Origin of the sequence: Streptomyces hainanensis (assembly GCF_004348415.1) — a bacterium.
GTDB lineage: Bacteria > Actinomycetota > Actinomycetes > Streptomycetales > Streptomycetaceae > Streptomyces > Streptomyces hainanensis.
Window position 1 is genome coordinate 1 of sequence record NZ_SMKI01000278.1, and the last position, 10,439, is coordinate 10,439.

The window sequence follows — 10,439 nt, forward strand, 5'->3', positions numbered from 1 at the left end:
GAACCTCCCACCGTTGGCCGGGGGGAGGGTGGGGAGGAACCCCCGGACGACAGCTACATCGTGGCGGCCCGCAGAATCACCATCAACGCCACCGCCGCGTTCAGCGACGACAGCGCCGAGGCCGCCGCGCCGCCGGCCGCGATCCACGCGGCGAGGCCGGCGCGGGTGCGGGCCGGCGGCCAGGCGGCGGCCGGCGGGCCGGGGCCGAGCAGGGCCGCGACCCGGCGCGGGACGGGCCCCGGCGCGGCCAGCGCCGCGAAGGTCGGTGCGGGGGTGTCGCGGCAGACCAGCGCCGCCTTGCCGACGGCCCGCGCCATCAGGCGCCGGTCGCCGAGGAGCCTGGCGGCCTCCTCGTCGGCCCAGCGCTCCGCGCTGTAGGCGACGGCGGTGCGCAGCGGCCGCAGGAACGGGTGGGCGCGGGCCGCGAGTTGGGCGACCAGCAGGAAGCGGTGGTGGCGGTGGGCGAGATGTACGCGTTCGTGCGCGAAGAGGGCCCGCCGTTCGCGGCCGGTGAGGCAGGCCAGCATGGCGGTGGAGACCACCACGCGGTCGCGGCGGCCCGGCAGGGCGTAGGCGTAGGGGACGTCGTCCGGCAGCACCGCCACCGGGGACGGCGGCAGGCCGGTGAGCGCGGCCTCGGCGGTGCGGCGGACCCGCCGGTGGTGCCAGAGGGTCCAGCCGGCGGCGCAGGCGACGGCGACCAGGGCGGGGATCGAGGCCCGGCCCATGACCTCGTCGAAGGGGACGGCGGCTCTGACCTGGGGGTCGGACCAGCTGTCGGGGAGTGGGTTGCCCGGCACGGCGGCCGTGCCGACGACCGCGATCAGGGCGACGCAGAGCGTGCTGCAGGTCGCGAGGACCGCCGTGACGCCGGCCAGCAGCCAGGTCGCCCGGCGTGGGTGAAGGTGCTGCTCCGCGAGCCGGGCGATGGGCCAGGCGGTGAGGGGCAGGATGAGCGGCAGCAGGACGAACAGGCCCATCGCGTCAGTCCTCCGGCTCCTCGGTGGCCTGGGCGAGCAGCAGCCGCAGCAGGCGCTCGTCGTCCGGGGAGAGCGTGGTGACGAAGCTGGCGAGCACCGCCTCCCGGTCGGTCTCGCGGTCGAGCACCCGGCGCATCCGGAGGGCGGCGAGCGCGGCCTCGTCGGCCGCCGCGGACCAGAGGAAGGAACGGCCGACCCGCTGCCGGGTCACGGCCTGCTTGGCGAGCAGCCGGGAGAGGATGGTCATCACGGTGGTGTAGGCCAGGTCGCCGCCCAGTCGTTCCTGCACCCACGCGGCCGAGACCGGTACCGCGGCCTCGTGCAGCGCGGCGAGCACCTGCGCCTCGAGTTCTCCCTGGCCGCGCCGGCGAGCGCGGGCGTCCCCTGCCGTCACGTCAGCCGCCTTTCGAGCTCGCGTGTCCGCGCACTCTTCCACTCGTCCGTCCCGAGGGCCATCGTACTGACAGGAGACCGCGTTCCAGCCACCTTCTACAGTGTTGTAGATTTCAGGCCCCTGACACCACCCACCGTGGGCACCCACCATGGGCCGACACCGAACGGGGGACCGGCTTGGCCGGCACACACCGAAGCAGGCGCGCGAAGTCGGCGCCGCCCAGCCGTGGCAGGCGGATCCTGCTGTGGACCGCCGTCGGCCTCGCCGTCCTCGTGCTGGCCGCGACCGGCGCCCTCGGCTGGATCTACTACCAGCTCAACGGCAACATCCAGGCCGCCGAGATCGAGGACCGGCTCGGCGACGACCGCCCCGAGGACCTCAGCCCGGACGCCATGACCATGCTGGTGGCGGGCTCGGACACCCGGGAGGGCACCGACGGCTCCTACGGCGACACCGAGGGCATGCGGTCCGACACGATGATGATCGTGCATATCGCGGCGAACCGCGAATGGGCCACCGTGGTCTCCATACCCCGGGACTCGTGGGTGTCCATACCCGCCTGCGACCTGGGCGACGGCACCGAGTCGGAGCCGCACCACGGCAAGGTCAACGAGTCCTTCGCCATCGGCGGCATGAGCGGCGACGTGGGCGGCGCCGCGGCCTGCACCATCAGGACCCTGGAGCAGAACACCGGGCTCCGCATCGACAACTTCGTCTCGCTCGACTTCCTCGGCTTCAAGGAGATGGTCGACGCCCTCGGCGGCGTGGACGTCTGCCTCGACGAGCCGATCCAGGACGACAAGGCCCACGTCGACCTGCCGGCCGGCTGCCAGACCCTGGACGGCGAGGACGCGCTCGGCTTCGTCCGGGTCCGCTACAGCGTCGGCGACGGCAGCGACATCGGCCGCATCGAGCGGCAGCAGGAGTTCATGCGCTCGCTGGCCGAGAAGGCGCAGTCCAAGCTGACCGACCCGACCGCGCTCTACGGCTTCCTCGACGCGGTCACCAGCTCGCTGACCACCGACCCGGAGCTCGCCGGCCTCCGCCCCCTCTACGACCTGGCCGAGGACCTGCAGCGGGTGCCGGAGGAGAACCTGTCCTTCATCACGGTCCCCAACTACCCGCGCGAGCTCGACGTCCCCGAGGACACGGCCAACGTGGTCTGGGAGTACCCGCGGGCCAGCCTGCTGTTCGACTCGCTGGCCAGGGACGAGCGGCTGACCGAGGAGGAGTTGGAGGCGGCCGCCGAGGAACTGCCCTCGCTCCGGCCGTCGGACGTCCAGGTCCAGGTGCTCAACGGCACCGGCGTGACGGGGCAGGCCGGCGAGGTGGCCGACCGGCTGGCGAGCGCCGGCTTCACCGTGGTGGGCACCGGCAACGCGGCGGCGGGCGAGGTGGCGCACACCGTCGTCGGCTATCCGGAGGGCCTGGCGGAACAGGCGGAGCTGCTGGCCGCGCGGGTGCCGGGCGCCACGACCGAGGCCGACGACTCGGGACCGCCGGGCGCGCTCGTCCTCACCGTGGGCACGGACTACACCGGCGTCCAGGGCGGCTGAGCGGCCGACGACCGGTGGCCGGTGGCCGGTGGGGAAACCGGGAGGACGGACCGGCGGGGCGGTCGGTAGCGTGCGGCGCATGCACAGGAGCCGCGTCTACGCGATCATCATCGACGCCCCGTCGGCCGAGGCCGAGGCGAGCGCCGCCTTCTGGTCCGCCGCCCTCGGCGTCCCCGCCCGGCCGTTCGAGGCGGCGCCGCAGTTCACCACGCTGGTGGGGGCGCTGCCCGGTCTGGTCGCCGCCGTGCAGGCGGTCGACGACTCGCCGCGCTTCCACATCGACATCGAGACCGACGACCTGGACGCGGAGGTCGCCAGGCTGCTGGCGCTCGGCGCCCAGGAGGTGTCCCGGTGGGAGGAGTGCCGGATCCTCCGCGCCCCGGGCGGGCACCTGCTGTGCGTGCTGCCCGTGGAGACCGACCGGGACGATTTCGCGGCGCGGGCCAACGCCTGGCCGTGAGGGGGCCGGCCGGGGCCGGCCCGCCCGGGCTCAGTCCGGTCCGTCCCCGGCCTCCTCGACGAGCTCCAGGTAGTGGTCCCAGTCCCAGTTGGGGCCCGGGTCGGTGTGGTCGTTCCCCGGCACCTCGACATGGCCGACGATGTGCTCGCGGTCGCGCGGGATGCCGTGCCGGTCGCAGAGGAAGCGGGTCAGTTCGGCCGACGAGCGGTACATGGTCTCGGTGAACCAGGCGGGTTCGTCGATGAAGCCCTCGTGCTCGATGCCGATCGAGGAGGCGTTGGCCGTTTTGGCGTGCCAGGCGCTGTCCGCGTCGCGGACCATCTGAGTCACCTCGCCGTCGCGGGAGCGCACGACGTAGTGCGAACTCACCCGGGCCGCCGGGTTCTGGAACCAGGAGATGGTGCCGTCGTAGTAGCCCTGGGCGACGTGCACGACGACGGTGGTGATCTCGGCGGTGCGGCCCGGCGCGTAGTTCTCGGGGTGGGCCGGCACCCAGCGGGCCGACGGGTAGTCGGGGCCCTCGGCGTCGGCGAGCGCGGCGAGCGGCTGGCCGACGTCCGCGTAGGCGCCGCGCTCCGGGATCACCGGCCGGCCCTGGACGAGCACGGTCTCGCCGCTCGGGATCCGCGCCTCGATGCCGTCGGTCAGGAGACCGTAGACCGCGTCGGCGTAGGCGACCGCCGCCACGTCGTCCCCGCCGCCGAAGCGGGCGACGGCCGGGTACCAGGCGCCCGGCTCGGCCCGCTCGGCCGCGTCGAGGCCCAGGCCGTCCGCGTAGGAGCGCAGCACGGCCGCGGCGCCGAGGATGTTGTCGTCGGTGTCGCGGCGCAACTCGTCGCGGTCGGTGCCGGTGAGTTCGGCGGCCAGCTCCAGGGTCTGCTGGACGGGGTTGGAGACCAGGTGCATCACGCCGTAGCCGCCGTCCTGGCTGGGGCGCCCCCGGTGGCCGTCGAGCCGGGTCTGGCCGTAGCCGACCGCCACCAGGAGGTCGCGCGGCACGCCGTACTCGTCGGCGGCGCGGGTGAACGCCGCGTTCACCGGCCCGCCGGCGGCGGACGGCCCGGCGGCCTCGGCGGTCTCCGCGACCAGGGCCAGCAGCGCGGCCGACAGCGCGACGCCCACGGCGAACGGCCGGTGTGTCGTCATGCGGTGCCCATCTCTCTCCCGACGGCGCCCTGAGGCGGGGATGGACCGGCGACGGCCGGCCAGGAGAAGTCATGCCACGTCCTTCTCCGACCAAAGCCGACCACGAGCGAAAGCGGCCGAAACCGATCGGTCGTCACACTCCCTCAGAAGAGGTGGCTGCGGCGGCCGTTCAGTCCGCGTCGCGGAGTCCGACGATCACCGTCGCGTGCCACTCGTCCGACCACACGGGTCGGGTGGTGAGCCCCGCGGCGCTGAACGCGGCGACGGCCGCCGGCGCCTGCCGCTCGCTGGTCTCCACCAGCAGGCCGCCGCCCGGGGCCAGCCACTCGGGCGCGCCGTCCGCCACCCGACGCAGCACGTCGAGGCCGTCGGCACCGCCGTCCAGCGCGAGCAGCGGCTCGTGGTCGCGCGCCTCGGACGGCAGCAGCCCCACCTCGCCGGTGGGGACGTAGGGCACGTTGGCCACCACCACGTCGACCCGGCCGCGCAACACGTCGGGCAGCGCCCGGTACAGGTCGCCCTGGTGGACGTGGCCACCGACGCCGGCCAGGTTGCGGCGGGCGCAGCGGACGGCGGCCGGGTCGAGGTCGGCGGCGTGCACCTCGGGGCCGTCGAGCAACGCCGCCAACGCGGTGCCGAGGGCGCCGGAGCCACAGCACAGGTCGAGGACCACGGCCCGGGGCGGGGCGAGCGCGGCGGCCTGTTCGACGAGGAACTCGGTGCGCCGACGCGGCACGAAGACCCCGGCGTCCACGGCGATCCGCAGGCCGTGGAACTCGGCCCAGCCGAGCACCTGTTCGAGCGGCTCGCCGGCGATCCGGCGGGCGGCGAGCGCGTCGAGCTCGGCGGAGGTGCGGGCCGTCTCGGCCAGCAGCCGGGCCTCGTCCTCGGCGAAGACGCAGCCCGCGGCCCTGAGTCGGCCCACCAGGCCCGCGGGGACAGGGACGGCGGCGCGGGGCGAGGCGGGATCCGGCGTCATGGGGCGCACGCTACCGAGGTGGCCTGAACGGGCGCATCCCGATTACGGCGGCGAGCGGGACGGCGGGTTAGCCTGGCGTCCGGTCCGTCCGTTTCGCGCCCTCGCCCCGGCCGCCCCGGCCGCGGCCACCCCGCCGAAGGAGACCCGGCATGTTCGACGTCCCCGCACTCCTGGCCGAGCTGTCGCTGGAGGAGAAGGCGTCCCTGCTCGACGGCTCCGACTTCTGGCACACCCAGCCGGTGGCCCGCCTCGGCGTCCCCGGAGTCATGGTCACGGACGGGCCGCACGGGCTCCGCAAGCAGACGGCCGACGGCGACCACCTGGGGTTGGCGCGGAGCGTGCCGGCCACCTGCTTCCCGCCCGCGGTGGGCCTGGCGGCCAGCTGGGACCCGGCGCTGCTGGAGCGGGTCGGCGCGGCGCTCGGCCGGGAGTGCCGGGCCGAACGGGTCGCGGTGCTGCTCGGCCCCGGCGTGAACATGAAGCGGACCCCGCTGTGCGGCCGGAACTTCGAGTACTTCTCCGAGGACCCGCTGCTGGCCGGCGAGTTGGCGGCGGCGTTCGTGCGCGGGGTGCAGGGCCAGGGGGTCGGCACCTCGCTCAAGCACTTCGCCGCCAACAACCAGGAGACCGAGCGGATGTCGGTCTCCGCCGAGGTGGACGAGCGGACGCTGCGGGAGATCTATCTGCCGGCCTTCGAGCGGGTGGTCACCGGGGCGCGGCCGTGGACCGTGATGTGCTCGTACAACCGGCTCAACGGCACCTACGTGTCCGAGCACCGCTGGCTGCTGACCGGGGTGCTGCGCGAGGAGTGGGGCTTCGAGGGCCTGGTGGTCTCCGACTGGGGCGCGGTCAACCGGCGGGACGCGGGGCTGCGGGCCGGCCTCGACCTGGAGATGCCGTCGTCGGGCGGCGCCGGCACCCGCGCGCTGCTCGCCGCGGTCCGCGAGGGGCGGCTGACCGAGGCCGAGGTGGACGAGGCGGCGGGCCGGGTGCTCGGCCTGGTGAACCGGGCCCTGCCGGCGCTCGAACCGGGCCAGACCTTCGACGTCGCGGCGCATCACGAGCTGGCCAGGGAGGCCGCCACCAGCGGGGTGGTGCTGCTGCGCAACGACGACGAGATCCTGCCGCTCGACCCGGAGTCGGGCGGCCGGATCGCGGTGGTCGGCGAGTTCGCGCGCAGCCCGCGCTACCAGGGCGCCGGCAGCTCGCAGGTCAACCCCACGCGGCTCGACGACGCGCTCGGCTCGCTGCGCGCCGCGCTCGGCGGGGCCCGGGAGGTGACGTTCGCCGCGGGCTACGTCGTGGAGTCCGAGGCGACGGACCCGGCGCTGGTGGCCGAGGCGGTGGAGCACGCGCGGGCCGCCGACGTGGTGGTGCTCTTCCTCGGCCTGCCGCCGAGCTACGAGTCCGAGGGCTACGACCGGCCGCACATGGAGCTGCCGGCCCAGCAGGTCGAGTTGTTGCGGGCGGTGGCCGAGGCCAACGCCAACGTGGTGGTGGTGCTGTCGAACGGCGCCGCGGTGCTGCTCGACCCGTGGCAGGGCGCGGCCAAGGCGGTCCTGGAGTGCTGGCTGCTCGGACAGGCCGGCGGCGCCGCGGTCGCCGACCTGCTGCTGGGCCGGGCCAACCCGTCGGGCCGGCTGGCCGAGACGATCCCGGTGCGGTACGAGGACAACCCGACCGTCGGCGCGTTCCCCGGCGAGCACGGCACGGTGCGGTACGCGGAGGGTCTGCTGATCGGCTGCCGGTGGTACGACGCGCACCGGATGGAGGTGGCCTACCCGTTCGGCCACGGCCTGTCCTACACCACCTTCGACTACGCGGACCTGACGGTGGACATGCTGGCGGACGACGCCGCGCCCCGCGTCACGGTGGGCCTCACGGTCACCAACACCGGCCGGCGGGCCGGCCGGGAGACGGTGCAGCTGTACGTGGGCGACCCGGTGTCCACGGTCTACCGCCCCGAGCGGGAACTGCGGGCGTTCGCGCAGGTGGCGCTCGAACCGGGGGCGAGCGAGCGGGTGACCCTCGAACTCGGCCCGCGGGCCTTCGCGTTCTGGCACACGCCGCTGGGCCGCTGGGTGGTGGAGGGCGGCGCCTTCGAGCTACGGGTGGGCGCCTCGTCCCGGGACATCAGGCTCTCCGCGGTGATCGACCTGACGGGCGAGGAGATCGCCCGGCCACTCACCCCGGAATCGGAGGTGAGCCGCTGGCTCGACCACCCGGAGGCCGGCCCACGGCTGCGGAAGGCCCTGGCCGGCAGCCCCTTCGAGACGATGCTGGCCGACGCCCAACACGGCGAACTCTTCCGCGCCATCCCCCTGGTACGGCTCTCCCGCTTCCCCGGCTTCCCCGTCTCCGAGGAGACGCTGGCCACGTGGTCCACGTAACGGCCTGCCGGCCTGAGCGGTCCGAAGGGCCCGCCGTCGCGGCGCCGCCGCGAAGCGGCCTGCCGGCCGGAACGGCCCGAAGGGCCCCGCCGGCGCGGCACCGCCGCGAAGCGGCCTGCCGGGGCGGCCCGCCGGCCGGAACGGCCCGAAGGATCCTGCCGGCCGGCCCTGTCGCGAAGCGGCCCGCTGGCGCCGCCACCGAAGCGCCGTGTCGGGCCCAGCGGCCCGAAGCGGTCGGCACCGACGCCGAAGCGGCCTGCCGGCCTGAGCGGCCCGGAGGGTCCCGCCAGCGCGGGCCCGCCGCGAAGCGGACGCCGGGCGGACGGGCCAAGGCGCCGCGTACGCGGAACCGCCAACCGCGTTGCGGCCGACCCCGACCGCCCCCGGCCCGGCGGCCGAAGGCTCCGCCGGTACGGCACCACCGCCAACCGGCAAGCCGCACCACCAGACCGGCCCGTCGGCGCCGGGTAGGCGGAACCGCCAGCGGGGTGGCGGGCCGACCGCGACCGTCCCCGGCCCGGCGGCCGAAGGCCCCGCCGGTGCGGCGCCACCGCGAAGCGCCGTGCCGGGCTCCGCGGCCCGAAGCGGTTCGGTGGCGCCGCGGTGGGTGGCGGGTTCATGCCGGTGGTGGGGTGAGTTTGGCGGCCACGGCGTCGAGGACCCAGTCCAGGCCGGTCGCGAAGGACGTCTCGGCGTCCACGTCGGTGCCGTCGTACACGGCCTTGGTCAGCGCCGGGAAGCGGCCGGTGGCCAGCATGCGCGTCACGTACGGGCCGGAGGCGCGCTGCCAGTCGTGCTTGGACAGGCCCGTGGCGCGCTCGGCCCGCAGGTTCGCGATCTCGCGCCGGATCGCGCCGGTGAAGTAGGCGCTGACGGTCTCCACGGCGCGCATGGCGGTGTCGAGGTCGGCGAGGCCGTCGAGGGCGCCCAGCGTGGCCTCGGCCACGGCGAGGCCGTTCGGGCCCAGGGTCGGGCGGCCGCCGAGCAGGTCGGCCAGCCATTCGTGCCGGAGAGCGGTCCGCCTGGTGCGGTGGGCGAGGACGCCCAGCGCCTCCCGCCAGTCGGCCGGCGGCTCCTCGGGGAGGATCTCGGCCTGGACCTCGTCCACCATGAGGTCGAACAGCTCCTCCTTGGTGGCGATGTATCCGTAGAGCCGCATCGGCCCGGCGTCGAGCCGGGCGGCGACCTTGCGCAACGACACCGCCTCCAGCCCGCCCTCGTCGGCCAGCGCGACGGCGGCGGCGACGATCCGCTCCCGGTCGAGCGGCACGGGGCGAGTCCGCGGCTCCGGCCGGTCCCACACAGTCATGGTCACACCCTACTGTTGCGATGCACCGTACCGGGGAAATACAGTGTATCGACATGAGACATCGAATCGCCGTGGTCGGGGCCGGCCCCGCCGGCCTCACCCTCGCCCGCGTCCTGCACCGCCACGATCACCCCGTCACCGTCCTCGAACGCGATCCCGCCCCCGACGCGCGCCCGCCGGGCGGCACACTCGACCTCCAGGAGGAGCTGGGCCAACTCGCGCTGGACAAGGCGGGGTTGCTGGCGGAGTTCCGGGCGCTGTCCCGTCCGGAAGGGCAGGCCATGCGCATCCTGGACCCGGACGGGACCGTCCTGCGCGACTGGCGACCCCGGCCGGACGACCGGGCCCATCCCGAGATCGACCGCGGGCAACTCCGTGACCTGCTGCTCGGCCCGCTCGACGTCGAGTGGGGGCGGGGCGTGACGCAGGTGGTGCCGGGGACCGGGGACGGCGTACTGGTCCGTTTCGCGGACGGGCGACAGGAGACGTTCGACCTCGTGGTCGGCGCGGACGGCGCCTGGTCCCGGGTCCGCCGGGCGGTCTCGTCGGTGACGCCGCACTACACCGGCGTCACCCTGGTCGAGACCTCCCTGGACGACGTCGACACCCGCCACCCCGACCTCGCCCGGTTGATCGGCGACGGTTCGGTGGCCGTGTACGGCGTGAACCGGGGTCTGGTCGCCCAGCGCAACAGCGGTGGCCACGTCAGGGTGTACGCCCAGTTCCGCGCGCCGCTGGGCTGGCACGCGGACTTGGACCAGTCCGACGTCGAGGCCGTGCGATCGAGCCTGCTGGCCCTGTTCGACGGCTGGGCCGCTCCCGTCCTCGACCTCCTCCGCCACGGCGGCGCCTTCGCCCGCCGCCCCCTCCACGTGCTGCCGGAGTCCCACACCTGGGCCCACGTCCCCGGGGTGACGCTGCTGGGCGACGCCGCCCATCTGATGCCCCCGTTGGGGGCGGGCGCGAACCTCGCGATGCTGGAGGGCGCCGAACTCGCCGAGTCCGTCGCCACCTGCCGCGGCGAACTGGACGAGGTCGTCCGCGCCTTCGAGGAGCGGATGTGGGCACGGGCCGGCAGGTGGGCGAGGTTCACGCTGGCCGGTCTGGAACGCCTCGTGAGCCCGGACCCGGCCGAAGCCCTCGCCCTCTTCGACCAGGTCCAGCCGTCCTGACCGCCGGGCCCGGGCGTCAGATCACGACGAGTGGGAGGCGGACGGGGGGTGGC

At 75.1% G+C, this 10,439-nt stretch carries 8 protein-coding genes and 1 pseudogene; 4 read left to right on the forward strand and 5 right to left on the reverse strand.

Translation table 11 applies throughout. From position 1 onward, the window contains the following. Window positions 1–53: 53 nt before the first annotated feature. The gene (locus E1283_RS23370; protein WP_132820096.1) at window positions 54–980 is read right to left on the reverse strand and encodes a M56 family metallopeptidase; all 927 of its coding nucleotides are present in this window, start codon (window positions 978–980) and stop codon (window positions 54–56) included. A 4-nt stretch (window positions 981–984) separates the two neighbouring features. Further along, on the reverse strand, window positions 985–1,374 hold the full coding sequence (locus E1283_RS23375) for a BlaI/MecI/CopY family transcriptional regulator (protein ID WP_243745044.1): 390 nt from the start codon (window positions 1,372–1,374) through the stop codon (window positions 985–987). A 176-nt stretch (window positions 1,375–1,550) separates the two neighbouring features. On the opposite strand from E1283_RS23375, the gene E1283_RS23380 reads away from it, so the two are divergent. Together E1283_RS23380 and E1283_RS23385 are read left to right on the forward strand one after the other, a co-directional pair. Beyond that, window positions 1,551–2,930, forward strand: coding sequence for an LCP family protein (locus tag E1283_RS23380; RefSeq protein ID WP_132820098.1), 1,380 nt, complete (start codon window positions 1,551–1,553; stop codon window positions 2,928–2,930). A 79-nt stretch (window positions 2,931–3,009) separates the two neighbouring features. Then, complete coding sequence (locus E1283_RS23385; protein WP_132820099.1) at window positions 3,010–3,390, forward strand: VOC family protein; 381 nt, start codon at window positions 3,010–3,012, stop codon at window positions 3,388–3,390. A gap of 39 nt (window positions 3,391–3,429) precedes the next feature. On the opposite strand, the pseudogene E1283_RS23390 reads toward E1283_RS23385, so the two are convergent. After that, window positions 3,430–4,536: pseudogene (locus E1283_RS23390) on the reverse strand (N-acetylmuramoyl-L-alanine amidase); the annotation flags it as partial. A 169-nt stretch (window positions 4,537–4,705) separates the two neighbouring features. Continuing rightward, the gene (locus tag E1283_RS23395; protein WP_132820101.1) at window positions 4,706–5,515 is read right to left on the reverse strand and encodes a putative protein N(5)-glutamine methyltransferase; all 810 of its coding nucleotides are present in this window, start codon (window positions 5,513–5,515) and stop codon (window positions 4,706–4,708) included. A gap of 149 nt (window positions 5,516–5,664) precedes the next feature. Here E1283_RS23395 and E1283_RS23400 point away from each other — a divergent pair, with 149 nt between their 5' ends. Then, window positions 5,665–7,905 (forward strand): glycoside hydrolase family 3 C-terminal domain-containing protein, encoded by a 2,241-nt coding sequence (locus E1283_RS23400; protein WP_132820102.1) that lies wholly within the window; start codon window positions 5,665–5,667, stop codon window positions 7,903–7,905. A gap of 616 nt (window positions 7,906–8,521) precedes the next feature. Here the strand turns inward: E1283_RS23400 and E1283_RS23405 are convergent. Further along, a complete protein-coding gene (locus E1283_RS23405; RefSeq protein WP_132820103.1) occupies window positions 8,522–9,214 on the reverse strand; it encodes a TetR/AcrR family transcriptional regulator in 693 nt (230 codons plus the stop codon). Window positions 9,215–9,267: 53 nt separating this feature from the next. Between E1283_RS23405 and E1283_RS23410 the strand changes: the two genes are divergently transcribed. Continuing rightward, the gene (locus E1283_RS23410) at window positions 9,268–10,386 is read left to right on the forward strand and encodes an FAD-dependent oxidoreductase (RefSeq protein WP_132820104.1); all 1,119 of its coding nucleotides are present in this window, start codon (window positions 9,268–9,270) and stop codon (window positions 10,384–10,386) included. Window positions 10,387–10,439: the final 53 nt, after the last annotated feature.